The following is a 24,681-nucleotide window of genomic DNA, read 5'->3' as shown; positions in this document are numbered from 1 at the left end:
TATATCTATTAAAGAGTTTGTTTTTCCCGCCATTGTTCGATTGCATTATAGACTGTCGGTACCACAAACATATTAAGCACGGTTGATGTCAATAAGCCGCCCAATAGCACTTGGGCTAAAGGTCGTTCTAATTCTTTACCGGCAGGTGAGCCCCAAAGCAGTGGGAAAAGGCCAAGTGCTGCAGTTGCTGCCGTCATTAACACTGGCACTAACCTATCTAACGTGCCATCAATCACTACTTGCTCGCGTGTTTTTCCTTGTAAACGTAATTGATTGTAATGGCTTACTAAAATAATCCCGTTGCGTGCAGCAATCCCAAACAAGGTAATAAAACCAATCATGGCCGCAACACTCATCTCACCACTAGCGATAAAGAGAGAAATGACCCCACCAATTAAAGCCAAGGGTAAATTGAACATAACCAGCAATGCTTCTCTAAAGGTACCAAAAGCTTTATGCAGCAAAATAATCATAATAAAAATAACTAAAGCACCAAAGGTAAGAATCACTTTGGATGCCTGTTGCTGACTTTCAAATTGACCGCCATATTGAATAAAGTATCCCGCAGGGAGTTTAATTTTTTCTTGCACTTCTTGCTCAACTTGTGCAATCACACTGCCTAAATCACGTCCTTGCACATTAAAACCAATTACTAATAGCCGTTGCACATTTTCCCGGTTAACCGCAAAGGGTTGGGGTTCTACTTTAATTTCAGCCACTGCACGCAATGGAATTTTGCCTAAGCTTCCTTCGGCTTGACCATGGGCATCAATGAGCATGTTTTGAATGGCTTTAATGCTATCGCGCCCTGGTTTATCCATACGAAGATATAAATCAAACGTACGCTGGCCTTCTAAAACACTCGATACACTCACCCCGTTTAAAAGCACTTGGACATCTTCTGAAATCTGCCCTACATTCACCCCATAACGTGTGGCTTTTTCACGATCAATTTTAATAACGACTTGTGGTACGTTAATCTGCTGCTCTTTATTAATATCTACTACACCAGGAATTGATTTCAACACGGTTTCTAGCGATTGTCCTAACTCGTTTAAGGTGGATAAATTATCACCAAATAACTTCACTGCTACTTGTGCACGCACCCCTGATAAGACCTCATCCATGCGGTGTGCTATAAATTGCCCCACATTAAATACGGCACCGGGAATATTGGCTAAATCTGCGCGAATGCGCCGTAATAGTTCATCAGGTGGCAATGATTTTTCTTTATTAAAATCAAGACGCACGTCAAATTCACTGACATTGGGGGGTAGCGCATCTTCATCCAACTCACTTCGTCCGGCCCGTTGAGAAATTGAGATGACTTGCGGGTAGCGCATTAAGGCTTGTTGCACTTGTTGTCCCAAACGCATTGACTCGTCTAATGAAGTACCCGGCAAAGTACTCATGGCCACAATGAAATTTCCCTCATGAAACTCGGGCAAAAAAGAGGTGCCAAAAAAGGGAAGTAACGCTAAGGCAAATAAAAAAGCGGCCAGTGCCATAGCAATCACCGTTTTAAGATGTGCCAAAGACCAGTGTAATGCAGTTAAAAAATGTCCTTTAAGCCACAGGACAAAACGTGTTTCAGGCTCAGCACTTTGCTCTGTCTTTTGCTCAACACCATAATGACGCTCGCGCTGTGACAACGCATGCAAGCTCACGTGAGCATCTTCCTTTTTTTCTTGGCCTCGAACTAATAAGAGATAACAAAGTGCCGGCACCATAGTAATTGACACCACAAGCGAACCCAATACCGAAGCAATATAGGCAATAGCTAAAGGACTAAAAATGCGCTCAGCAATTCCTGATAGAAAGAAAATGGGTAAAAAAACAAGACTGATAATGATGGTGGCATAAACAACGGAACTTCGTATCTCAAGCACGGCATCAAAAACCACTTCAATGGCAGGTAGTGGAGTCACTTCTTGGCGATTCACTCTTAAGCGATGCACCACATTTTCTACCGTAATAATACCATCATCCACCACCTCACCAATGGCAATAGCCATCCCACCTAAGGTCATGGAGTTAATCCCTATGCCAAAATAGTGCAATACCAATAAACCAATGACAAAGGATACGGGCATGGAAAGAAACGTAATAAACGAAGCACGCCAATTCATTAAAAAGACAAACAGTATCGCAATGACAATAATGGCACCCTCTAAAAGTGCGCGTGTTAAATTATGAATCGCAGACTCAATAAAATTGGCTTGACGAAAAACTTCAGTTTTTAGTTCCACACCTGAGGGCAGTGTCTTTTTGATGTTGTTTAGAGCCTGCTCCACTTTGGCTGTCGTTGTCACCGTATCAGCACCATAGGCTTTGGAAATCGTGCCAATCACCGCGGGCTTCGCATTATACGCACCATCTCCGCGCTTTATTTCTCCACCAAAGGTGACAATTGCTACGTTATTGATAGTGATGGGAACTCCTTTTCGCACCGTAATGGCGGTTTTTTTAATGTCCTCTAAAGATTGGATTCGGCCTATTGTTCCTACCACAAGCTCACTACCGGCCTGGTGAACAAAGGCTCCCGGTACATTTTGGTTCGCGGTAGTTAAGGCTTGGCGTACTTCTTCAATGGTAATACCATAGGCAAGCATACGCTCAGGAATTAAACGCACCTGGTATTGTTTGACCTCCCCACCAATAGATACCACTGAAGCCACCCCACCTAACGCCAAAATCCTAGGCCTAATCGTCCAATCTGAAATTGTACGTAAGGTTTCAGGACTTGCTGTATTACTGATTAAGGCGTATTTAACAAGCCAGCCCACAGCGGAGGTAACAGGGAGCATGACTGGGGGATTAACGCCCGGTGGCAGTCGGTTACTGACTTGCGAAATACGCTCATTAACCAATTGCCGATTACGATAAATATCAGTTCTATCATCAAAAACTACCGTTATTGTCGATAAGCCAACGGAAGTTTTAGAACGTACGCTGGCAACCCCAGGTGTGCCGTTAATGGCGCTTTCCAAAGGATAGGTAATGAGCGTTTCAACGTCTTGCGTTGCCATACCAGGCGCTTCGGTTTGTACCACCACCTGGGGTGGGGCAAATTCGGGGAAGACGTCCACCGGCATTTGTTTTAAGGTGTAACCACCTAAAAGACAAAGCACAACCGTTAAGGCTAAAATCAAAAGGCGGTTATGAAGCGACCAGGCGATTAAGCGATTAAACATTAGTGAGGCTCCTTATCACCGAATTTTTTAGTACCGCCACCGCTTAAGCTTAAGGCGTACAATTCTCGATTTCCCTGAGTCACTACTTCATCTCCTGGCACTAAGCCTTTTTTAATTTCGATATACTTATCATCACGAGCACCAAGACTAACTACCGTTCGGTCATACGCTGTACCATTTTTTACGAAAACAAAAGTGGAATTGTCAATTTCAAGTACTGCGTTATTAGGTATCGTAAGCGCATCTTCTATAAAGCGCAAAACCACATTGGCACGTACGAACATCCCAGGCTTTAGTAATCCTTCTTTATTATCAAGACTGATTTGTACATTCACACTCCGCGTTAAAGGGTCTAAATTGGGTTCAATTAGCGTAACCTTGCCTGGAAAAATTCGGTTTTGGTAACTTAAAACATGGACGTTAACGTTCTGTCCTCGCTTAATCTTGCCTAAATCTTCTTCATACACTTGGACAATAGCCAGTAATTGCTCACGGTTGCTGATGTGAAAAAGAACCGTATTCGGTTCTACTGCTTGACCTAAATTGACATTACGAGCATCAATTACTCCTGAAATAGGTGCTTTTACTGCAATACTGGGTGGTGGGTCACCAATGAGACGAGATTGCACGGTAGCTAAAACCTGTCCTTTGCTTACTAAATCCCCTAGGTTGGCAATGATATCCGTTACCGCACCACTAATGCGTACGCTTACGTCCGCTTGCGCATTGGGTAATAATTTAATTTGGCCATTTAATGTCAAAAACTCAACAATTGGACGTGCAGTGGCTTCAGAAACTTCAATACCGAGCATCTTGGTTTGTTCGGATGTCAGTGTAACAGATTGTGCAGGACCTGATGTGCTGACCTCAATTTCCTCCCCATGCGCCATCAGCCATGGGGAATAAACAAAAAATCCTATTAAAAAAATAAACCACACGCTTTTATTATGGTATCCATGAATCATTTAGTCACTTCCTTAGTGAAAGATAAATAAGAGCAAAACCCGCTTGGATGAGGAGCTCCCATTGCTGCACATAACGCAACATAGGATTGAAAATACTGCTCTACGGTCGTTAAATAGGCCATTTGTACGTCGTTTTGTTGGCGCTGAACTTGTAAGAGGTTAAGAAAAGAGACTTGCCCATTTTGATACGCTTCACGAGCAAGCTTCACATTTTGAAGTCCTAAGCGAAGAGAAGTTCCTTGTGTTTGTATAAGACTTGTTTTAAGTATATTAAGCTGCCCATAATTGCTGGTTACATCTGTCTCAATAGCAAGATTTAAAGCATCAATGGTCATCATGGTCTGAGTGCCTGTAGCACTTGCTTCTAAAATTCGCCCCTGGTTACGATTAAGCAAAGGCAGTGGAATCGATAGAGAAATGCCTAAGGTACGGTCAGCTTGTTGGGGAGGTGCGCCTTCCACCACTATTTTATCTTGCTGCACGCCAATACCTACATTCCAATCGGCAAAGCGCTCGGTTTGAGCCAAACGTCTATCGGCCTCGGCACGATGTCCTGCAAGCAATAAGCTTTGTCGGTCAGGCCGATGATTTAAAGCATGAGGAATGAGCGCTCTTAATGAAGGAATTTTGTTTGCTATCGTAATGGTTTTTTCAACCTTTAGGGGTGAATTTGGGGCTTGGCCTATGAGCTGATTTAAGAGCGTATATTGGCTAATTAGCCGGCTTTCTAGCAGTTGTTTTTCTTGTTTTATGCGGGCGTATTCAATGCGAGCAGAGTTATCATCCAATTCAGATATTTCAGCAGCATGGTAGCGATTATGAATAACGCGCACCAATTCCTGATTGATACGTTGCAAATAATTCAATTGTTGCATGCGGTTTTCCGCAACGACCACTGCAAAATAAGCATTGGCAACTTTTGCACTGAGCTGACGTATCGCCTCACAAACCTCAGCATGAGCACGAAGAATATCAATGCGAGCAACCGTTTTTTGTCTGCCAATTCGCCCTGAAATAGGAAAGGCTTGATTAAAATTAATGCTGCGAGAATACTCACCTTCGTTATTAAATACCCTGTCATCATTGTTATTTATATTTAAGCTGGGATTAGACCATAAACCTGCCTGTACAAGACGTGCTTCGGCAATTGCAATATTTAGACGCGCTGCTTTTAAATCCTTGTTATTTTGAATAGCCAACTGCGTGAGCTCTTTAAGACCCAAAGGAGGTTTGGCATGCACTAGAATGGGCATTAGAGTCATCATACCCAATAAAAAGTACTTTAAGTTCCAGTTTTGATTCATCATGTAGATTCTGTCCCTAAATTACATTGTTTTATGTGGTTTCTTGTTCTCTCATGTCAGTTTCTGACGCAAACGCAACGCATTGACAATCACCGACACGGAACTTAGCGCCATGGCAGCGCCTGCTATCATCGGGCTCAGTAATAAGCCCGTAAGGGGATATAGAACGCCTGCTGCGACCGGAACACCCAGTGCATTATAAATAAAAGCAAAAAAGAGATTTTGATGAATGTTTTTTACCGTATGCACGGATAACTCATAGGCTTCTAAAAGCTTATTTAAATCACCAGATAATAAGGTCATGCCGGCACTTTCAATCGCCACATCACTACCCGTTCCCATTGCAATACCAATGTTGGCTTTTGCCAAGGCAATCGCATCATTCACCCCATCACCCACCATAGCGACCACAAGCCCTTTTTGTTGTAATTCGCGAATCACCTCGCTTTTTTCATCGGGCAGCACTTCAGCAATGACTTCTTGAACACCTACTTGTTGGGCTACCGCTTTGGCAGTCGCGGCATTATCACCGGTGAGCATGATAACTTGAATGCCCTTATTTATGAGAGAAGCAACGGCCTGTTGACTGGATTCTTTAATACGGTCGGCCACCACAAATACACCAGCAAACTGTTTGTCAACGGTTAAATAAATTAAGGTAGCCCCTTCTTCTTGAGCTTTTAACGCAGCAATAGGAATTTCATCGGCGCGAATAGACAACCAGTGAGCATTGCCAATCGCAACACTCGTATCATCGATTTTTGCGTTCGCGCCTTTACCTCTGAATGCAATAAAATCCCGAGCTTCTTTTAGGGGCATTTGGCGCTTCATTGCTTCGTCACGTAGCGCTCTAGCCAATGGGTGTTCGCTATGACGCTCAAGGGAGGCCGCAAGATTTAAAAGTTCATTTTCTTGCCAATGACCACTAGGAATAATTTGGGTTAATGTAGGATGGCCTTGTGTCAATGTTCCTGTTTTATCCACCACTAGGGTATTAATTTTTCGTAATTGTTCTAAAGAGGCTGCGTTTTTAATTAAGATACCGCGTCGCGCGCCCTCCCCTATACCAACCATTATTGACATAGGCGTTGCAAGTCCCAAGGCACAAGGGCATGCAATAATCAGTACCGAGATAGCAGCAATTAACCCATAACTTAAGGAAGGTTCAGGTCCTACTACCAGCCAAACGAGAAACGCAAGTACTGCCACTCCTAAAACAATGGGCACAAACCAGGCTGACACTGAATCCGCTAACCGTTGAATAGGAGCTTGGCTTCGTTGTGCTTCACTGACTTGTGTGATAATACGCGCAAGTAATGTGTCTTTACCAACATGGGCGGCCTTTATCATAAGACTGCCTTGTTGATTTAACGTCCCACCAATGACTTGATTGCCAATTTCTTTTGCCACTGGCATAGGCTCACCAGTGAGCATGGATTCATCTACATCACTATGACCGCTAATCACCTCCCCATCAACGGGAATTTTTTCGCCAGGACGCACCAATAATCTATTCCCTACCTTCACCTCATCAAGGGTAATATCCTCCTCTTGCTCTTCATCATTTAATCGGTGGGCGATCGTTGGATTTAAATGAAGTAACGCGCGAATGGCATCTCCTGTTCGTTCACGTGCTTTTAACTCCAATACTTGACCTAAAAGCACCAGTGTTGTTATGACTGCTGCGGCTTCAAAATACACCGGGATCATGCCATCCCCTTGCAAATGAAGGGGAAGCCATTGGGGAAAAATAACAACTGCTAAACTATACCCCCAGGCAACTCCTGTGCCTAAGGCAATTAAGGTAAACATGTTCAAGCGACGTGAGCGAAGCGATAGCCAGCCTCTTTTGAAGAATGGCCAGCCACAACCTAAAACCACCAAGGTGGCCAATATTGCTTGCAGCCACAAGGATACGGACATTGGAATCGATGCAATCAACCAGCGCTCACCCATCGCTAAGATTACAATCGGAATGCTGGCGATAAAGGCCAAAATAAAGCGCCAAAACATATCATGATACTCGGGATTTTTTTGCTCCGTTAAACTCATTTGTTCAGGCTCAAGCGCCATACCGCAAATGGGGCAAGTGCCTGGTTTGAGCTGACGGATTTGCGGATGCATTGGACAAATATACATTGCATTTTCTAATGTCGGCTCAACGGAAGACACAGGAGTATACGGATGCTGATGGGTGCAACAACTGTGTTCTTTTTTGTGGGGCTTGGAACCATGTTTGTGTGTGCTCATCATCACCTCAATCATATTTTTTAAGCAAGGCCATTATCTCATTCATTTTTTTCTGGCGAGAATCCTGATCTCCATGACACGCCACTTCATTAAGGCAATTTAAAACATGGCGCTCAAGCACACCAAGCTCTATGGTTTTTACCGCATTACGAACAGCACGTAATTGCGACAAAATATCAACACAATAGCGCTGCTCTTCAATCATCCGCTTTATGCCTTCAAGTTGGCCTGTAACTCGATTAAGTCGGGATAATTCATGATGATGTTCTGGATATTTGGGCATAACAATTCTCCAATATACCCCTAAAGGTATATACCCAGTTGGGGTATGTTGTCAAAGCCTTGTAAAAGCGCCCGTAAGCCCACATAGGAAGCTTTAACCTTTTACAAAGAGTTACAGATATCGATTTAAAGAATAATGAGGTTTTCAAACGGCGCCGATGAAAAGAGCTCACAATAAATAAAACATCCTCTAAACTAAGTTAATATCTTAAAGTAATAAGTGAGTTCTATATGCTTAAGCCTCATTTTTCCTCAGCCACATTAGCAGCTCTTGGAGCGGCCTTCCTATTTGGAGGTAGCACCCCATTTGCCAAGCAATTAACTGATGATATTTCTCCTTTATTCCTCGCAGCTTTTCTTTATTTAGGGAGTGGGCTCGGACTAGGTTTCTTACGTCTCATTAGAGATAGGGGTTGGAGTGCTTCAGGCTTATTAAGAAATGAATGGCCGTGGTTATTGGCCGGTATTGGATTTGGTGGCGTGATTGCCCCAACCTTATTAATGATTGGACTAGTTCATACAAGTGCGGCCGCGTCTTCGCTTCTTCTTAATCTAGAAGCGGTATTCACGGCTGTTCTAGCATGGGGTTTCTTTAAGGAAAGCACGGATCGCCGCATTATTTGGGGCATGCTTCTCATCATAGCAGGTGGGGTTATATTATCTTGGCCAAGACAAACGGCCCCACAAAATTGGTTAGGTACTTTAAGCATTACCGGCGCGTGTTTATGCTGGGCGATAGATAACAACCTTACCCGCAAAATATCAGCTGCTGATGCGATATTTATTGCAGGAAGTAAAGGACTTGTCGCTGGAGTAGTAAACTTAAGTCTTGCATTTTTTATAGGATTAACAGTTCCCGCATTGGCTAGTATTAGCTATACCCTGCTGTTAGGCTTTCTTGGTTATGGCATCAGTCTTGTCTTATTTGTTCTTGCTTTACGAGGACTTGGAACAGCGAGAACAGGAGCTTATTTTTCCACAGCACCCTTTATAGGCGCGGGTATTGCTATCCTATTTTTTCATGAGACTACATCGGGATTGTTTTGGATAGCCGCTACTTTAATGGGTATAGGAGTCTGGATACATTTAACGGAGGGTCATGGCCATATTCATCATCACGAATCTTTATTTCATAATCATTCGCATTGTCATGATAAACACCATCAACATACTCATGACTTTCATTGGAATGGCAAAGAGCCTCACTCACATCCTCATCAGCATGAAGAGTTGACTCACTCACACCAACATTACCCAGATATTCACCATAGACATACCCATAAGAATAGATGACTTATCTACAATATCTGTAGATAGCTCTATGCGAATTTGATGTATGTTTAAAAAGATAGACAAGCAGCTTATATAGCAAATCAATCCTTGGCAGCTCTCCAATCTCTCAAGGACACAGTCTATATGGAAAGCTTTTTGTATTGCAACATACACGGGAATTTTTGCAGGCTTGGAAACTCTAGGCTTCCTCCGCGAGTCTTTTTCCCATAGCACCCATTTGAGATGGTTAAGGTACGTTATCTTTCACAAAATAAATACGGGATATACCAATCCTTAGAGTCCATTATAAGGGTTGGTATTAAGTGTAATGATTCTTTGGAAATCCATGCCACTATGATTAGAGCTTTAAAAAGAAAAAATTTACAATAATTCATATAATCACTCGTATCTCAACAATCCATGGAGATACGAGAAATAGGCTTTATCAAAATTTCATAACATTGATTAATTTTTAATTACTATCAATCGCTTGGGCAATTTTGATAACTGAATTAGTTAAATCAGCAGAATATTTTTTATTGGCGCATTCTACTTTTCTAAAAAATGCATCATCGAACCATTCTACAGTATAAGTAAAACCAGCATTTGGAGTTCCCATAACCTCAATGGTTGTAGTTTTACCGTTTACATCACTACGAACGTCTTCTTGTGCAATAACAATTGCCCCATGGCTTAACTTCACATTGTTTTCACTAAAAGAGCAATTACCTACTGCATTATTTCTGAAGAATTGTATAGCGCCAACCCATCCCTGAGCTTGCAAATAGGTTAGATAAGGTGCTGCTCCAATATATGTATCAGCAACGGAAGAGGGAACCTGAGTTGGTGTATATGCCATTTTTAAATCGTGGATACTTCTCTTAAGATGAGTACTCTCAGGATCGCTATCATTGCCATGCCCCTTCAAATCACGCTTTGCAGTAATTGAAAGCGTTAAAAGCTGATTAGTTGAAGGGTTATCTGATTTAATATAACCGAACTTTTGAATATCTTTTTTGAATTTAAGACGCTCTTCCTTTTTTTCATCATAGCTAGACATTTGCTTTTCGGGTACTATTGTTACTCCGCCATCAGGTGTTGGTAACCCTTGTTTCTCTAAGTAAGCTTTTGACCACGCCATACGTTTAGCGTTCAAATCATCTTCAGCTTGATCCGCAAATACTATACTGGCCCCTAAAGCAAATATTAATGACACAGCTTTCTTCATAATTTTCCTTATTACTTAATTTAATCCCACCAACCATCATAAATACTACAATCCCCTACACTGGTCATTACATCCAAACGTTCTTTGCCGTTAGGGTAGTAGAAGTGGTAGCCGTTGACCCACCATTTATCACCTCGGCTGGAATAAGCTTCAGTGGCATGATAAGCAGCAGCTCTCCACGTATATTGAGTTCCTGTATTAAGAATATGAACAGGTCGCGACCAACCACTAGGATAATGATGACTTTCAACTCTCCAATAGTAAGAATGTCCTGCGTGCCAAGTAATAGACTCATTGAAGCCAGCGCAATTTGCTCGACTATGAGCGGTTGGAGCCCAGACGCCAGCATATGTTGAAAATGAAAAAGATAGCAGAGCAATCCCTGCAAAAGATTTTATATAACTCATTGTAAAACCTACTCCAATTTAGTCGGACGCTCCTTGTCGTTATTATTCCCTAATCCTTGCGGAGTAATGATAATTCTTTCCCGCAACAATATCTATAATTCGCTCTTGGAAAGGGGTGATGTCAATTTGAAAAGAAGCTCTCTTTTAGCGCATTTTTGTCTACAATTTTAAATGATAGGCAAAGGAGCGTTGCTATGAAAAAGATAATCTTCATATGCTTAATCCTGTTTTCACCATTTTCATTAGGAGAATACGGATTTGACAGGATGCGTTGCAAGGGACAATTGATTGAGCGCGGTGATTCAGTTGATTTTGTCATATCCCAATGCGGCGCTCCAATTTTAAAAGAAGGATGGGGGAATCAATATGAAACAGGTAAAACTTATATATTTTCATCTGATGGCTCAAGACGCTATATAATATATTTTAAAAACGATAAAGTAGAATCCAGCAGAATGTTTATCGATCGACGCTAGTTAACACCTGCATCATTAATGATTGACAATAAACGAAAGAATACCTGCTATCACCTCATAATCATCCATTTTTAGGATATAAGGGTTTTCCTTGCCCTCCTTAAACACTAACAAACCATCCTGACTTAAATTGAAACTAATAATTTTGCTATGCTTGATAGTGAATTGCTTTTTAGCACCTAAAAAACCAATCCTTTGATTTGTAATATAAAAAACACCCGAATCCTCAGGGGTTACATATTCATTGACTTGTTGCACCAAATTAAAAGACCCAAACTTATAGCGAAGACCCTTTACTATTTTTATCGATCCTGAGATACCCGAATAATTTATCCGAGCAATCGATTTTTTTATTCTACATAAAAAAGCATCTTCTCCATAATGGAGAACCTCTTCTTTATTAAAACATATGTTGAGGTTATGACTCTCTTTAGGTATTTCTACTAGAACCCCATGAGCAAGAAGACCAAGCGCATAGAATTTATTGAAATCAGCCTGAGAAAAATTGATATCTGTCGTCTTGAGGGAAAAATAAGTTAAGAGCTCTTCAAAAGATTGTTTTTCTTTCTCAGTAATCAATGAATCCGAAATTAATAAATTCCAATAATTAGACAAAACAGTCTTATGTATTTTATTTATTTCATCCGTACTAAGCGAATATTTTTCTTTTAAAAAATTTAATTGATCAATTTCACTTGATGTCAACAAACCATCTGATATGAAAAATAAGAGAACCTTTCTATATTTTGTCATCCCTTCTTTTTCGAATACTATATTCCTAACACTTTGACACAGTTGAGAAATAGCTTTTTTAAAAGCAGACATTTATTTTCCTTTCGATGTCTTACTAACTCTAAATATGGGGTATTAATAGTCTTCTTGCTAGTTGTCTCCCTTTAAAATTCGAAGGTTAAGAAACCGGTTATTAATAAGCCATCCTTGTGTCATCTACCTCTTATCTGCCCATTCAATCATCAGCCACTCTGTATCCGCGTCGACGGCCAATGTATTAAATATCATTTGCCAGATTCCTTTCTTGGACCAACGTATAAATCGTTTATGAACTGTAGACCACTTACCATATTTCTCAGGCAATGACCTCCATTTTGCACCATTCCGAGCCATCCACATTATACCTTCTACAAAAAGCCGGTTGTCTGATCCCCTCCGACCAGGATCCCCCGACTTACCTGGTAAGCAATCTTTAATCCTGTTCCATTCATCATCTGTAAGCATAAAACCACCATGTCATTTCTATCGCAGATTATACACAATCATCAATGTCGACAGAACCTAATCCAGCTTTATAAAAAAACTTCTTCATGAAACATACTCATTTTCATGCCAGATTCATTCTTTTTAATCGAGTTGCATTTATGATGACTGATATAGAACTTAAAGACATTGCGCCTGCTGCAAGCATGGGGCTTAAGTGAATACCAAGAAATGGATAAAGTATGCCGGCTGCAATGGGTATGCCTAGTGCATTGTAAACGAATGCAAAAAATAAGTTTTGTCGAATATTATGTAAAGTAGCTTCTGCTAAAAGCCGGGCTTTGGTAATGCCGCTCAAATCACCTCTTAAAAGGGTAATGCCAGCACTTTCAATGGCGACGGCAGTACCCGTACCCATGGCAATCCCTATATTCGCCTGAGACAGGGCTGGCGCATCATTGATGCCATCCCCTGCCATAGCGACGATATGTCCTTGCTCTTGCAATTGTTTTATTATATGAAATTTATCTTTGGGTAACATTTCCGCATAGACTTTGGCAATCTTAAGTTTTTCCCCCACTTTTAATGCTGCATTTTGATTGTCGCCGGTAAGCATGATGGGATTAATATGTTGTGCCTTTAAGGTTTGTATGGCATCCAGGCTGCTGGTTTTAATTGGATCCCCGATAATGAAAATGGCAGCTGGAACTTCATCCACCAGCATACCTACCAAAGTATTGCCTGCTGCCATGTTTTTTAATGTCTCTGAAAAAAACTGAAAATTATTTGCACCTTCCTGCATGAATTTCATGCTGCCAACCATTATTTTTTTCCCGTGAATAATTCCCATCACCCCGCATCCTGTAGCAGAATTAAAATTTTGCACAGGAAGTTGCGGTGCTTTTTTTTCCTTGGCCTTGGCAATGATCGCTTTTGCTAAGGGATGTTCGCTATAGCTTTCTAATGAAGCGGCATATGACAAAATTTCTTGCGTATCAAAATCTTTTGCAACCACTATATCCATCAGCTCCGGGTGCCCTTCGGTTAATGTACCAGTTTTATCTATCACCAAAGTATCTACCTTTGCCATAATTTCCAAAGCTTCGGCATCTTTAATCAAAATGCCATGGCGAGCCCCCTGACCTACCGCAACCATAACAGACATTGGGGTGGCAAGACCCAATGCACAGGGGCATGCAATAATAAGAACAGAAACTGCAGCCATCAACGCATACCCTAATGATGGCTTCGGCCCCAGCCAAAGCCAGGCATTAAAAGAAATAAAGGCTATTAATATGACTATGGGTACAAACCAGGAAGATACTTGATCCGCAAGCTTTTGGATGGGAGCACGACTGCGCTGCGCTTCACTCACCATCTGCACAATATGCGCGAGCATGGTATTTTTACCCACATGCAAAGCTTTCATGGTAAAACTACCTTTTTGATTCAATGTGCCGGCAATTACGCTTGAGCCTGGATGTTTAGCTACCGGCATGGGTTCTCCCGTTATCATGGATTCATCAACATAACTTTTTCCTTCTGCAAGCACTCCATCCACAGGAATTTTTTCACCCGGACGCAACCGTAATAAATCACCGCTGCAAACCTCAGCAACGGGAATATCGATAATATCTCCCTTATGGAGGCGATGGGCAATTTCAGGTGCGAGGTTTAGTAAATTACGTATGGCATCGCCTGTGCGTGCCCGTGCCTTTAACTCCAGCACTTGCCCTAATAAAACCAGGGTCGTAATTACCGCAGCTGCTTCGAAATAAACAGGGATTACTGCTTCATGATTACGTACAGTTTCTGGAAACAGATTCGGGAAAAAAATAGCGATAGCGCTGTAAGTCCACGCCACACCCACACCCATTCCTATCAAGGTAAACATATTCAGCCGCTTATTTTGTAATGAATGCCAGGCACGCTGAAAAAAAGGCCCCCCGCCCCAAAATACTACTGGAATAGACAATAAAAATTGCGTCAAAAAAGACATGGGTTGCGAAATGAGATTCCCATACAAATGACTGCCCATATCCAAAATTAGGATTGGCACGCTTAAAAACAAAGATACCCAAAAACGCAGGCGCATGGTTTTAAGTTCTGGATCATCCAAGTCTTGAGTTCCTGATAGCTCAGGTTCTAAAGCCATGCCACAAATAGGACAATTTCCAGCCCCTGCCTGTCTAATTTCAGGATGCATGGGACAAACATAAATTGTATCCGCATCTGTTGCCTCCAATTTGGCAGGAGATGGATGTTGATGTTGGCAGCAAGTTTTTTTATGATCCATCATATTTCCTCGCACATTGTCTTATGAGTATAGAGAGTTTGACTAACATAGGATGAAGCATGGTTTTAAATGTTTCTCGCAGGAAAATAGTTTATTTGCTATTGTTTCCAGCACTTAATTGATCTGATTTTAAGGATATCTATGGCTATCTGGTTTAAACCTTTTACTTTAGACGATTTAACAAACCGCGGAAAAAATACCATGGCTGATTTTTTAGGCATTCAGTTTATTGAAATTGGCGATGACTATTTAAAAGCAACCATGCCAGCCACACCACGCACGAAGCAACCGATAGGCATTGTGCATGGTGGAGCCAACGTAGTATTAGCTGAAACGATTGCAAGTACTGCAGCCAATGCCGTAGTTGATCTGGAGCATTATTATTGCGTTGGCTTGGAAATCAATGCAAACCATATCCGTCCAGTAAGGGAAGGCATAATTGTAGGAATCACTCGCCCAATTCATTTAGGACGCACGACTCAAGTCTGGCAAATTGATCTTTTTAATGAAGAGGGAAAGCAAACGTGTGTGTCAAGAATGACCGCATCCGTAGTTAAAAGATAACTACTTTTTCGCTGTAGTTTCGATAGCCTTGCGCGATGTATGGTATCAGAACCGAAGCTGTCTTCCGTGCCATTTAAATCTGTATTAAATATAAATGTCGCGCAACCACAACAAACCTTGATAAAATGCGGATAAGGGACGAAGCGAGTTTATTAATCTCTTGTCCTCTAATTTGATCCTCTCCCCAAAACTGCTCCGGCCTTACCTGGAAAAACTGGCGCTTAACACCCTCTGTTTGAACTGATTTGGAGTCAAATTGTTCACTGAAGAATAGGGTGGAAATCATTGTAATCCTGCCACCATTCTTCAATTTTGTTTTTAGCATCTTCAAGAGATAGAAACCAGTGGCTATTCAAACATTTATCCCGAAAACTGCCATTAAATGATTCACTGAACGCGTTGTCTGTTGGTTTTCCAGTTAAATAGCAAAACCATAATGTGTCCCATCCGGAAGCTCAACATCGAGCCGTAATTTTCCTCCAGTTGCTTCAATATAGCGCTTTAAAGATGATAGCTTAAGATCACGTCCAGGCTTTTCCATTTCAGCGACTGTGGGCTGCTTTATGCCAAGAACATTTGCCATATCTACTTGAGTCTTTTGTACCAACTCGCGAAGCTCAGCTAAATGGATATTGAGCAACATTTCTTCTGCCTTTTCTTGTGCCTTTTTAACCACTCCTGGTTTTTCTGCTGCAAGAATTTGTTCAAGGGTTCTCGCCATAATAATTACTCCTTATTTAACTTTTTCAGATGAGCAGTAAACTCACGATCAGCTATTGGAATCATTTCATCATAAAATCGTTTATCATTTCCTGTTTTATTGCCAGCACACAATAAAATACCTCTCCGCTTTGGGTCAAATGCAAAAAACGCCCTGATTGGATCACCTTTACTTTGGACTCGTAACTCCTTCATGTTACTATGACAAGAGCCTTTAACAGTGTCTGCATAGGTCTTGATAGCATAGGCCCTTTCTCTTGTAATACTATCATTGATGCCAACACGTTAGTCCTATCTATATCATCCAAAGTATCAAACCAGATATCAAAGGTGTCTGTCGTTTCTATTGACCACATACCCTCTCCTTTTTATTATAGGTTAAATACTATATAGATTCAAGCCTATAATCAAGTATTTAAGAGGAAATAACGAGGGGTTTCTTTACTGAGAAATCGTTTCCTCAATTTATCTATTTTTGCCATTCCTAAACAACTATAGTTAGTTGATATATTTTCAGGAGTACCGCAACTAAATTAGTTGTTATAAGGCCATATCCGTCAAGTTTGATATGCGAACGTTTCCATAAAACGATTTTACAAGAGTTTTATCAGGTAACATTTCGTAAGAAAATTTACGAAACTATCGATGAGTTGCAAAAAGATCTGGACGAATGGCTGCAATATTATAATAATGAGCGAACTCATCAGGGCAAAATGTGTTGTGGACGTACTCCCAATACAAACTTTGATGGATAGCAAACAAATCTGGATGGAAAAATTTATAAACTAAATTTGACCTGACAGACACTTCTAAAAATAATCTTACCGCGAATTGATTTACCTGTTTTATGAAACAGCAAATTAAAGCCAGATTAACATGGGTAAATCGCTATCTTGAAACTAAAGATACAGGATATATTTGCCGGAAGCGTGGTATTTCTCGCCCAAAAGAAATTTTTTGTTATTGACCACCGGATAGCTCTTTGACCAGTTGCTTTTTTCGCTTAATCAGGAAATAAACTTATCCATTTTACCCACAGCTTGCAAGGCATCAATATATTGTGTATTTACCGGCTCAGGATAAGCCAAAACAGCCTTTAAAGTATCATTTGGTAGAGTAGGTTTTTGGGGTAAAAAGTAAAAAATTTTGTGGCAGGTATAGATATTTTGCCTTCACCATATTTCCATGCTCCAGAGATGGTCTTAAAAGATAACTTTGTCCTAAACCAGATTCAGCTCTAATTATGACATGTTCACTGGCATCAGCTTAAGGTTTAGATGGGTAGGATATAGTCTGAACTTCCTTTAGGTGGCGCAATATTTAATTACAGTAATAAGTTTAATGCTAAGTCTACAAAAGTTTTAATATCTTCCTACACTACCATGGCAATTTTTAAATTTTTTCTGGCTCCCACATGGGCATGAATGATTACGCATAATTTTTTGTTTGGAGGGAGCAGAAGAAACATTAGGAGCCATTCCATCTACATAAAACCATCGGCCCTCAAGTCGATGGAATTCACTTATTTCATGAATTGAGTCTAACTTATCCTCTTCCAAAAAGGTTGCAATGAATTCGACATAACCTTTTTCCGGAGTTTCTTGCCGTGTGTTCATGACTTGCAAGCCAATCCACAGAATTTTTTTCGCCCAATGCTCAGCCGCAAGCGGGTTAAAACCTACTAATGCCTTGCCGCACATGGTCTTTTTTATATAATCTATATTGGCTAAAGAATAAGCTGTATAACGCGAACGCATAAGTTGCTCAGGAGTTTCCGGTATAAATTTACCATCCAAATATAAACCGCAACATACAGAGTAAATTTTATTAGAACCACACGGGCAAAGTTGCATGGAAATCCTTGAAACGTTTATTTTGACTTATCTTTTTTTGCGCGGAACCAGTTTAAGGCAAATGCTGTAGAAGCATCACGAATTTTCATGTCGTCAAGCCACTTATACGCTTCCACTCGCTTGACAAGATGGGTTTTAATTTCCTCATCATCAACACCAAAAAAACCACTCTTAATTTCCCCATCTACTTCGGCATAATAAAAATAAGCTTTTTCGGTCATGATGCCCGGGCTTTTGTAAATCACAGCAATTTTTTCCAGGCTATCGACGGTTAACCCAGTTTCCTCAAAGATTTCCTTACGTGCAAGCGCTTCCGGCTGCATATCAGGCTCCATGGTACCGGCAACACATTCAAAAATAAAAGGATCATCATCGGCTTCATTCAAAAAAACACCCGCACGAAACTGCTGGCATAAAATAAAACTATCTATTTGGGGTGCATAAAGTAATACGGAGATAGAATCCGCACTGGAAACCACTTCACGACGTAACGTTATGGCTGTTTTGTCGGGAATTAAACTAGGAATCTCCAGGGCGCACTTATAGAAAGATAAATGTCCTGCATAGATTTCTTCTTTGGAAATAAAGTTTGGTTTTTTTTGCATAAACGCTCCATGTTGCAGGGTTATTTTATGAACCGACCGTAATAATTAACGCACGCAAACTTTGGACTTAGCAGCCATTTATAGCTTGCGTGAGCCAGCAGCGCGAGATTTAAGAACGTTTTTTTACAAACTTCATCAATCTTTTTTTGCGCTTGACCTGTCGTTCAGATAATTTATTTTTCTTATCTTTAAAAGGGTTTTCTCCGCCTTTAAACTCAAGCCTTAAGGGAGTTCCAATCAATCGTAAATGCTCAGTAAATGAATTTGCCAAATAGCGTTTATAGCTGTCTGGTAAAGAGTCTACCTGATTGCCGTGAATGACAATGATTGGCGGATTGTGTCCTCCAGAATGCGCATACCGTAATTTGATGCGTCTGCCTTTTACCAATGGTGGCGTGTGTTGACTCGTAATATCTTGTAGCAGACGTGTCAGCATCGGTGTCGAAAAATTTTGCATGGCAGATGCATACGCTTGCTCAATATCCTTAAACAGTAACCCTACACCACTGCCATGAAGTGCCGAGATAAATCGTGTCTTGGCAAAGCTGACGAAGGGTAAACGACGTTCCAGTTCTTGCCGGATATTTTCTTTATGTTCACTATCCAGTCCATCCCATTTATTTACAGCAATAACCAATGCCTTACCTGCTTCGATTATAAAGCCCAATAAATGCATGTCTTGCTCAGTTAATCCTTCTTTTGCATCCAATAACATGAGGCAAACATGGGATTCTTTAATTGATTGCAGGGTTTTAATAACGGAAAATTTTTCAATTTTCTCATCTACTCGAGAGCGTCTGCGAATTCCAGCGGTATCGATTAAAACATAGTGGTGCTCGTCGCGGGTAAATGGAATAGCGATGCTATCGCGCGTAGTACCCGGCATATCGTAAACCACAACCCGCTCTTCCCCAAGCATGCGGTTGATTAAAGTGGATTTACCCACATTGGGTCGCCCTACAAATGCAATTTTTATGGCTTGCTCTTCTGCATCTGCTTCTTTGCTGTCAATGGCAGGGAAATCATGAGTGGCATTTCTCAGCAAGGAGTGGATGCCACGTCCGTGCGTTGCAGAAATGGCATGCACTGCAGAAAACCCTAAGGCTTGAAACTCAGCACTGGCAATATCCTCACTTAATCCATCGGTTTTATTTACAACTAAATAAACGGGTTTACTCAATTTTCGCAGGCGATCGGCAATATTTTCATCTATTCCAGTCAACCCCGCCCTGCCATCCACCATAAAAAAGATAGTGTCTGCCTCATGCAAGGCTATTTCAGATTGTTTGGACATTAATGCATCGACAGCCAGATCATCAACGCCAACTCCGCCAGTGTCTACGACAATAAACGCTTTCTCATCAAATTGTGCATCACCATATTGTCGATCGCGGGTTAAACCCGGAAAATCGCCAACCAGGGCATTTTGCGTATGGGTAATACGGTTAAATAAAGTGGATTTACCTACATTGGGTCTTCCTACCAAGGCAATAACAGGGATCATAATAGTTAACTCACAGAGAGGCGATTTAATTTGCCGTTAGCAGTCATCACGTACAGATTGTTTCCTGATACAGCAGGAGCAATATCAATAGAACCCCCAAGCTGGGTTCGAGAGAGAAACTCCCCGGTTTGTGCCGAAAGGACATGCAAGAAACCTGTTTTGTCGCCAATAACCAAACGATTTCCCATAAGCACAGGTTCGGTTAAACTGCGTGCTTTTAGCGCGATTTGCTTCCATTTGACTTGACCATTATGAGCATCGAAAGCCCACACTACATCATCGCTATCGGTCATATATAACGTGCTTGCATCCATGGCCAAATTTTTATACGTGGAAGCCGGTTTACGCCAAATAAATTGACCGTCTGTTAAGGATAAGGCACCGATATAGCCTTGATATCCAGCCAAATAAGCAACATTTCCCCGCACGATAGGATCTGCATCTATATCAACTAGGCGCTCTACATCACTTGCACCACTGGCATAAGCAATGCCGCGTTGCCACACGAGACTTCCGGAATCAAGATCAATCGCATCGAGCTTCCCGTCTGAAAAACCGACTAATGCCACTTTATCTACTATAACAGGCGAAGAGCTGGCTTTGAGAATCAAAGGAGGGGCACCATGATCGGAAACCCATAACTTTTCACCACTGGTTAATCCAAAAGCAAACAAATTGCCATCGATGGTTTTGACTAAAACTTTATTATTTGCAATGACAGGCTTGGATAAGGCATCACTGGAAACTTTAGACTCCCATAACTGCTCGCCATTAGTTTGATTTAACAATATGACGGTTGCAGCATTGGTTCCTAAGGCAATATAGCCGCGAGCGACTGTAGGGCCACTAATCACCCCATTTTTAAGTTGCTTTGACCATAAAACACGCGCAGAATTTTTATCAACAGCTTGCACCATGCCCGCAGCATCTGCTGTATAAACTACATCACCAACAACTGCAGGTTTTAACTTAAGATACATACTCGACTTGGCGGCTTTACCGCTGGCGATGGACCAAGTTTCGACCAACTTTACCCTGGGATGAATAGGCTCTAAAACTGCTGGCTTAGGAGTATTATCCTTACCCAACATGTAATCATCTACTTGAGCGCAGGCTTGCAACAGTAGAAAAAAACTTAAAACAGCAAATGGCTTATTCATTGGTGTTACTAACCTCACGAAAGTGGTTGTCTTTAAAAATATAAAGAGGCTATTAAAAGCCTCTTTATTAAAACAAAACTAGGCAGCTTGAAGTGCTTCATCGCCTCTCATTGAGTGAGTCAATGCCGCCAATTCATTTGTTTTCATTTCTAAAAATAGATTACCCATTCCCTGAGTCTGTGCCTCATCCATTGCTTTTCTATACGATGCAACAGCTTGCGGATACTGGCCTGTCGCAGCATAAATATCCCCTTTTAATTCATTGATAAGAGGCGTGTAAGCTTCATCATTGACCTGATTTAGTGCTGTTAAAGCTTTATCATATAACTTTTCGGCAAGCAGCAAACGTGCCATACGAATTTTAGCAACCTGCTGTAGCGCCAGCATTTTTGAATGCTCTGCCACATATTGCAGTTGCGTTTGTGCTTGTGAATATTTCTCTTTAGCAATAAAAAGTTTTGCTAAAGTAAGGCGGGCAGCATCTGCGTATATCGTATCATTGTACTCTTGAATAAGCTGATTCGCATATGCTCGAATGCCTTTATTGTCGTGATTGGAAAACGCTATCATTAAATGCTCGTAGGCATTCGATGCTTGCTGCGTAATTTTAGACTGGTGCCAACTCCAATATTTGTAGCCAGCAATAGCTAATAAAATAACGGAAAAAATAACGGTTATGATCCCGTTATAACGCTGCCACCATTTTTTTATTGCTTCTATTTGTTCTTGCTCTGTCATATAAACTGACATTCTTCTCTCCTGCTACTGCAAATAGCTTTGTAAGTATTGATTCAAATCCTTTTGCTTGATCACTTGCTGCTCTGTAGGATGGCGTAAGTCTTTGATCCCTATCGTCTGCTGCGCCATTTCGTCTTCCCCTAAGATTAAGGCTAAGCGTGCGCCGCTTTTATCCGCTTTTTTAAATTGACTCTTGAAACTTCCACCCGCGGTGTGGACTAAAATTTGCCGCCGGGGATTTTCATTACGCAAGGATTCTGCCAAAACTAACGCACGTTGCAAAGCATCTTCGCTTACAACAATAAAAAAAACATCTGGAAATGCTTCCTTGTCCTGATTAAGAGACAGGGTTTCACGCAGCAATAATAAGCGTTCAATACCTAGGGCAAATCCCACCGCAGGAGTTGGGTTGCCGCCTAGATGTTCGATTAATTTATCGAATCTTCCGCCGGCACACACAGTTGCCTGGCTACCCAATTTATCAGTTACCCACTCAAAAACAGTATGGCCATAATAATCAAGCCCACGCACTAAAAAAGGATTGATGGTGTAAGGAATACCAAGGACTTTTAAGCCATCGCATAGAGACTGAAAATGTTGGCGGCTAGCCTCACCCATCTTGTCCAAAAATTTGGGCGCCTGTGAAATTAAGGCTTGCATGTCTGGATTTTTACTATCCAGTATACGCAATGGGTTTCTATCCAGACGGCGTTTGCTGTCTTCATCCAACTGTTCAAAATGTTTATTTAAGTAAGCAACCAGTTCTTCGCGGTACTCCAATCTTTCCGATAATTCGCCCAGTGAATTGATTTGCAACTCAACTGCAGCAGAAATGCCCAAAATTTCCCATAAGCGCTTACAAATAGCGATTAACTCCAGTTCAATTCCAACACCGGGAATGCCCAGAGCTTCAACGCCAAACTGGTTGAACTGGCGATAGCGCCCTTTTTGTGGTTTTTCGTGGCGAAACATAGAGCCACAATACCAAAGCTTTTGCTGTTGGTTATGCAGTAAACCATGCTCCAGACAGGCACGCACACAACTGGCTGTTCCTTCAGGTCTTAATGTAATGCTTTCACCATTTAAATCCGTAAAGGTATACATTTCTTTTTCTACAATATCGGTTACTTCACCAATCGTTCTTTTAAATAAACTGGTGCTTTCCAATAAAGGCGTACGGATTTCCTTATAACCATATTGCATCAAACATTGGCTGAATATTTGTTCCAATTGGCGCCAGAGGAAAGTTTCTTCTGGCAATACATCGTTCATACCGCGGATTGCTTGAATACGCTCACTCACCCTGCTTCTCCACTGCACTGTATAGATTATGTGAAGACAATAAAGAGCGCATTTTTGATAAATCAGTTAATCGTATTTCACTTTCCGACTTATTTGCAGCTGTTTCCTGGCGCACAGCCGTGCTAGCGCTTGGGAAAATGCGTTCATCATCTTTATTTTTATTCCACCAAATAGCTACGGCAGTAACAACCCCTATTGCGAACAAGGCGGTCAACCAACGCACCACGCGTTCTGCCCGGTTGGTTTCGCGTTTGCTTTGCCAAAGCGCACGCTCTGGTTTACGTTCAGGAGAATATAAACTCTTGAACGTTTCCAATAAAGGTTCTCCCGGGATTTCCAGCAGTTTAGCATAAGCACGCAAATATCCTTTAATGAACACAGGTTCGGGCATATTTTGATACTCATCGGCTTCTAATAATTCGATAATTTGTACCCGCAAATGCAGCTTTCCAGCCACATATTCAATGCTGTAGCCTTTTTGCTGGCGTACGGAAGCTAATCGTGCACCGGGTTTCTCCTGGGTGCGTTCTTCGATTTCATCCATTGTCGCTGTCATTGTCATGTTTTACTCCGGTATTGTCCGAAAAATTATTTAATTGATGCAAACGCGCTCTGTAGCTTGCTTCAAGTTCAATCTTTCCAGTTTTGTGAGCGACATCAGCCGCCAATGTTAGTAGGACTCGATCACGCAAAGAAAGCATAGGATACTTTTCCAGATAAGCCAGCGCCTGGTCATTATGGTTTTGCTGGGATTCAAGTCTTACCAATTCGTATAATGATTGTTTCCGCGAGGGATCTTGTTCGAGAGCCTTACCGAAATATTCGATGGCTTTTGCATGTGCAGGGATGACCATGGCGCATAAACCTGCATTTTCATAGGCTCCGGCTGTATTTTCATACTTAACATCTTTTACCGCTTGCAAAAAGTACTTTTCAGCCTGCTGATACTGCCCTTGTCGGCAAAGAAAAGTCCCATAATTATTCAATTGTGCGCCACTGCCAGGCGCTAATGCCATTGCTTTGTGGTAGTACGATTGTGCCTCCTCCAGTTCGCCAGTTTTTTCCATAAAATAAGCCATGGCCGCATTTACGCTGGGGGAGTCAGGTGCCTGCTCAATGGCAAGCAATAACTTACGCTTTGCTCTTGGTCTGTCTCCTTGCTTTAAATAAGCCAACCCTAATTGCACATTGTAGGAAGCAGCGTCGCTGCGATTGTATTCTTTGCCTGACCCTGCTGCTTGTGTTTCGCTCTCAGGCTTTTGCTGACAAGCCTGAATTAATAATAAACCGACAAGTAATAACAGGTAATGAAGTTTCAACATCGACTCACTTGTTATTGGAAATTC

At 41.4% G+C, this 24,681-nt stretch carries 23 protein-coding genes and 2 pseudogenes; 4 read left to right on the top strand and 21 right to left on the bottom strand.

From position 1 onward, the window contains the following. Window positions 1–8: 8 nt before the first annotated feature. From NKV53_RS00685 to NKV53_RS00665, 5 genes are all read right to left on the bottom strand, one after another. Window positions 9–3,194 (bottom strand): efflux RND transporter permease subunit, encoded by a 3,186-nt coding sequence (locus NKV53_RS00685; protein WP_126954211.1) that lies wholly within the window; start codon window positions 3,192–3,194, stop codon window positions 9–11. Further along, on the bottom strand, window positions 3,194–4,159 hold the full coding sequence (locus NKV53_RS00680; protein WP_126954210.1) for an efflux RND transporter periplasmic adaptor subunit: 966 nt from the start codon (window positions 4,157–4,159) through the stop codon (window positions 3,194–3,196). Before NKV53_RS00680 ends, NKV53_RS00685 begins: the two co-directional genes overlap by 1 nt. Beyond that, entirely contained in the window at window positions 4,156–5,424 is a 1,269-nt protein-coding gene (locus tag NKV53_RS00675; RefSeq protein WP_253350530.1) for a TolC family protein, read from the bottom strand. Before NKV53_RS00675 ends, NKV53_RS00680 begins: the two co-directional genes overlap by 4 nt. A 90-nt stretch (window positions 5,425–5,514) precedes the next feature. Next, window positions 5,515–7,716: a copper-translocating P-type ATPase gene (locus tag NKV53_RS00670; RefSeq protein ID WP_371923146.1), complete on the bottom strand. Its 2,202-nt coding sequence runs from the start codon at window positions 7,714–7,716 to the stop codon at window positions 5,515–5,517. Window positions 7,717–7,720: 4 nt separating this feature from the next. Then, entirely contained in the window at window positions 7,721–7,996 is a 276-nt protein-coding gene (locus tag NKV53_RS00665; protein WP_126954208.1) for a metal-sensitive transcriptional regulator, read from the bottom strand. A gap of 230 nt (window positions 7,997–8,226) precedes the next feature. On the opposite strand from NKV53_RS00665, the gene NKV53_RS00660 reads away from it, so the two are divergent. Further along, window positions 8,227–9,288, top strand: a complete 1,062-nt coding sequence (locus NKV53_RS00660; RefSeq protein ID WP_126954207.1) for a DMT family transporter — start codon at window positions 8,227–8,229, stop codon at window positions 9,286–9,288. Between the two features lie 451 nt (window positions 9,289–9,739). Here the strand turns inward: NKV53_RS00660 and NKV53_RS00655 are convergent, their stop codons facing one another. Further along, entirely contained in the window at window positions 9,740–10,495 is a 756-nt protein-coding gene (locus NKV53_RS00655) for a hypothetical protein (protein WP_126954206.1), read from the bottom strand. A 20-nt stretch (window positions 10,496–10,515) separates the two neighbouring features. Beyond that, on the bottom strand, window positions 10,516–10,902 hold the full coding sequence (locus NKV53_RS00650; protein WP_126954205.1) for a hypothetical protein: 387 nt from the start codon (window positions 10,900–10,902) through the stop codon (window positions 10,516–10,518). Between the two features lie 194 nt (window positions 10,903–11,096). Here NKV53_RS00650 and NKV53_RS00645 point away from each other — a divergent pair, with 194 nt between their 5' ends. After that, window positions 11,097–11,378, top strand: a complete 282-nt coding sequence (locus tag NKV53_RS00645; RefSeq protein ID WP_126954204.1) for a DUF2845 domain-containing protein — start codon at window positions 11,097–11,099, stop codon at window positions 11,376–11,378. 15 nt (window positions 11,379–11,393) lie between these two features. Here NKV53_RS00645 and NKV53_RS00640 read toward each other — a convergent pair whose 3' ends face one another. The 3 genes from NKV53_RS00640 to NKV53_RS00635 form a co-directional block, all read right to left on the bottom strand. After that, window positions 11,394–12,203, bottom strand: coding sequence for a hypothetical protein (locus NKV53_RS00640; protein WP_126954203.1), 810 nt, complete (start codon window positions 12,201–12,203; stop codon window positions 11,394–11,396). A 123-nt stretch (window positions 12,204–12,326) separates the two neighbouring features. Continuing rightward, a complete protein-coding gene (locus NKV53_RS11955) occupies window positions 12,327–12,614 on the bottom strand; it encodes a transposase (protein ID WP_371923145.1) in 288 nt (95 codons plus the stop codon). Window positions 12,615–12,717: 103 nt separating this feature from the next. Continuing rightward, on the bottom strand, window positions 12,718–14,889 hold the full coding sequence (locus NKV53_RS00635) for a copper-translocating P-type ATPase (RefSeq protein WP_253350528.1): 2,172 nt from the start codon (window positions 14,887–14,889) through the stop codon (window positions 12,718–12,720). 141 nt (window positions 14,890–15,030) lie between these two features. Between NKV53_RS00635 and NKV53_RS00630 the strand changes: the two genes are divergently transcribed. Continuing rightward, window positions 15,031–15,453 carry a hotdog fold thioesterase gene (locus NKV53_RS00630; RefSeq protein WP_126954888.1) on the top strand — a complete coding sequence of 141 codons (423 nt, stop codon included), beginning with the start codon at window positions 15,031–15,033 and terminating at the stop codon, window positions 15,451–15,453. Between the two features lie 201 nt (window positions 15,454–15,654). Here the strand turns inward: NKV53_RS00630 and NKV53_RS00625 are convergent. From NKV53_RS00625 to NKV53_RS11950, 3 genes and pseudogenes are all read right to left on the bottom strand, one after another. After that, window positions 15,655–15,869 (bottom strand): annotated as a pseudogene (locus NKV53_RS00625) (transposase); the annotation flags it as partial. Window positions 15,870–15,871: 2 nt separating this feature from the next. After that, on the bottom strand, window positions 15,872–16,174 hold the full coding sequence (locus NKV53_RS00620; RefSeq protein WP_058459049.1) for an XRE family transcriptional regulator: 303 nt from the start codon (window positions 16,172–16,174) through the stop codon (window positions 15,872–15,874). A 5-nt stretch (window positions 16,175–16,179) separates the two neighbouring features. Beyond that, a complete protein-coding gene (locus NKV53_RS11950) occupies window positions 16,180–16,368 on the bottom strand; it encodes a type II toxin-antitoxin system RelE/ParE family toxin (RefSeq protein WP_127033306.1) in 189 nt (62 codons plus the stop codon). Window positions 16,369–16,739: 371 nt separating this feature from the next. Here NKV53_RS11950 and NKV53_RS00610 point away from each other — a divergent pair. Next, window positions 16,740–16,962, top strand: a pseudogene (locus NKV53_RS00610) (integrase core domain-containing protein); the annotation flags it as partial. A 572-nt stretch (window positions 16,963–17,534) separates the two neighbouring features. Here NKV53_RS00610 and NKV53_RS00605 read toward each other — a convergent pair. From NKV53_RS00605 to pilW, 8 genes are all read right to left on the bottom strand, one after another. Next, window positions 17,535–18,026 (bottom strand): YchJ family protein, encoded by a 492-nt coding sequence (locus NKV53_RS00605; RefSeq protein WP_127033362.1) that lies wholly within the window; start codon window positions 18,024–18,026, stop codon window positions 17,535–17,537. 17 nt (window positions 18,027–18,043) lie between these two features. Beyond that, the gene (locus NKV53_RS00600; RefSeq protein WP_126954538.1) at window positions 18,044–18,631 is read right to left on the bottom strand and encodes an NUDIX domain-containing protein; all 588 of its coding nucleotides are present in this window, start codon (window positions 18,629–18,631) and stop codon (window positions 18,044–18,046) included. 109 nt (window positions 18,632–18,740) lie between these two features. Continuing rightward, window positions 18,741–20,135 carry a ribosome biogenesis GTPase Der gene (der, locus tag NKV53_RS00595; RefSeq protein ID WP_126954539.1) on the bottom strand — a complete coding sequence of 465 codons (1,395 nt, stop codon included), beginning with the start codon at window positions 20,133–20,135 and terminating at the stop codon, window positions 18,741–18,743. 5 nt (window positions 20,136–20,140) lie between these two features. Continuing rightward, window positions 20,141–21,295, bottom strand: coding sequence for an outer membrane protein assembly factor BamB (gene bamB / locus NKV53_RS00590; protein WP_126954540.1), 1,155 nt, complete (start codon window positions 21,293–21,295; stop codon window positions 20,141–20,143). 78 nt (window positions 21,296–21,373) lie between these two features. Further along, window positions 21,374–22,045, bottom strand: coding sequence for a tetratricopeptide repeat protein (locus NKV53_RS00585; protein ID WP_126954541.1), 672 nt, complete (start codon window positions 22,043–22,045; stop codon window positions 21,374–21,376). Between the two features lie 12 nt (window positions 22,046–22,057). Continuing rightward, window positions 22,058–23,305 (bottom strand): histidine--tRNA ligase, encoded by a 1,248-nt coding sequence (gene hisS, locus NKV53_RS00580; RefSeq protein WP_233579816.1) that lies wholly within the window; start codon window positions 23,303–23,305, stop codon window positions 22,058–22,060. Window positions 23,306–23,327: 22 nt separating this feature from the next. Beyond that, window positions 23,328–23,897 (bottom strand): RodZ family helix-turn-helix domain-containing protein, encoded by a 570-nt coding sequence (locus tag NKV53_RS00575; protein WP_126954543.1) that lies wholly within the window; start codon window positions 23,895–23,897, stop codon window positions 23,328–23,330. Then, entirely contained in the window at window positions 23,872–24,657 is a 786-nt protein-coding gene (gene pilW / locus NKV53_RS00570; protein WP_127033358.1) for a type IV pilus biogenesis/stability protein PilW, read from the bottom strand. Before pilW ends, NKV53_RS00575 begins: the two co-directional genes overlap by 26 nt. Window positions 24,658–24,681 lie beyond the last annotated feature (24 nt).

Source organism: Legionella sp. 27cVA30 (assembly GCF_024160945.1).
Lineage (GTDB): Bacteria > Pseudomonadota > Gammaproteobacteria > Legionellales > Legionellaceae > Legionella_A > Legionella_A septentrionalis.
This window is presented reverse-complemented; position numbering and strand designations above follow the sequence as displayed.

Excerpts from the sequence above, each read along its gene's own strand:
- NKV53_RS00685 (WP_126954211.1), bottom strand. The coding sequence starts at position 3,194 with ATGTTTAATCGCTTAATCGCCTGGTCGCTTCATAACCGCCTTTTGATT.
- NKV53_RS00680 (WP_126954210.1), bottom strand. The coding sequence starts at position 4,159 with ATGATTCATGGATACCATAATAAAAGCGTGTGGTTTATTTTTTTAATA.
- NKV53_RS00675 (WP_253350530.1), bottom strand. The coding sequence starts at position 5,424 with ATGATGACTCTAATGCCCATTCTAGTGCATGCCAAACCTCCTTTGGGT.
- NKV53_RS00670 (WP_371923146.1), bottom strand. The coding sequence starts at position 7,716 with ATGATGAGCACACACAAACATGGTTCCAAGCCCCACAAAAAAGAACAC.
- NKV53_RS00665 (WP_126954208.1), bottom strand. The coding sequence starts at position 7,996 with ATGCCCAAATATCCAGAACATCATCATGAATTATCCCGACTTAATCGA.
- NKV53_RS00660 (WP_126954207.1), top strand. The coding sequence starts at position 8,227 with ATGCTTAAGCCTCATTTTTCCTCAGCCACATTAGCAGCTCTTGGAGCG.
- NKV53_RS00655 (WP_126954206.1), bottom strand. The coding sequence starts at position 10,495 with ATGAAGAAAGCTGTGTCATTAATATTTGCTTTAGGGGCCAGTATAGTA.
- NKV53_RS00650 (WP_126954205.1), bottom strand. The coding sequence starts at position 10,902 with ATGAGTTATATAAAATCTTTTGCAGGGATTGCTCTGCTATCTTTTTCA.
- NKV53_RS00645 (WP_126954204.1), top strand. The coding sequence starts at position 11,097 with ATGAAAAAGATAATCTTCATATGCTTAATCCTGTTTTCACCATTTTCA.
- NKV53_RS00640 (WP_126954203.1), bottom strand. The coding sequence starts at position 12,203 with ATGTCTGCTTTTAAAAAAGCTATTTCTCAACTGTGTCAAAGTGTTAGG.
- NKV53_RS11955 (WP_371923145.1), bottom strand. The coding sequence starts at position 12,614 with ATGCTTACAGATGATGAATGGAACAGGATTAAAGATTGCTTACCAGGT.
- NKV53_RS00635 (WP_253350528.1), bottom strand. The coding sequence starts at position 14,889 with ATGGATCATAAAAAAACTTGCTGCCAACATCAACATCCATCTCCTGCC.
- NKV53_RS00630 (WP_126954888.1), top strand. The coding sequence starts at position 15,031 with ATGGCTATCTGGTTTAAACCTTTTACTTTAGACGATTTAACAAACCGC.
- NKV53_RS00620 (WP_058459049.1), bottom strand. The coding sequence starts at position 16,174 with ATGGCGAGAACCCTTGAACAAATTCTTGCAGCAGAAAAACCAGGAGTG.
- NKV53_RS11950 (WP_127033306.1), bottom strand. The coding sequence starts at position 16,368 with ATGAAGGAGTTACGAGTCCAAAGTAAAGGTGATCCAATCAGGGCGTTT.
- NKV53_RS00605 (WP_127033362.1), bottom strand. The coding sequence starts at position 18,026 with ATGCAACTTTGCCCGTGTGGTTCTAATAAAATTTACTCTGTATGTTGC.
- NKV53_RS00600 (WP_126954538.1), bottom strand. The coding sequence starts at position 18,631 with ATGCAAAAAAAACCAAACTTTATTTCCAAAGAAGAAATCTATGCAGGA.
- der (WP_126954539.1), bottom strand. The coding sequence starts at position 20,135 with ATGATCCCTGTTATTGCCTTGGTAGGAAGACCCAATGTAGGTAAATCC.
- bamB (WP_126954540.1), bottom strand. The coding sequence starts at position 21,295 with ATGAATAAGCCATTTGCTGTTTTAAGTTTTTTTCTACTGTTGCAAGCC.
- NKV53_RS00585 (WP_126954541.1), bottom strand. The coding sequence starts at position 22,045 with ATGTCAGTTTATATGACAGAGCAAGAACAAATAGAAGCAATAAAAAAA.
- hisS (WP_233579816.1), bottom strand. The coding sequence starts at position 23,305 with ATGAACGATGTATTGCCAGAAGAAACTTTCCTCTGGCGCCAATTGGAA.
- NKV53_RS00575 (WP_126954543.1), bottom strand. The coding sequence starts at position 23,897 with ATGACAATGACAGCGACAATGGATGAAATCGAAGAACGCACCCAGGAG.
- pilW (WP_127033358.1), bottom strand. The coding sequence starts at position 24,657 with ATGTTGAAACTTCATTACCTGTTATTACTTGTCGGTTTATTATTAATT.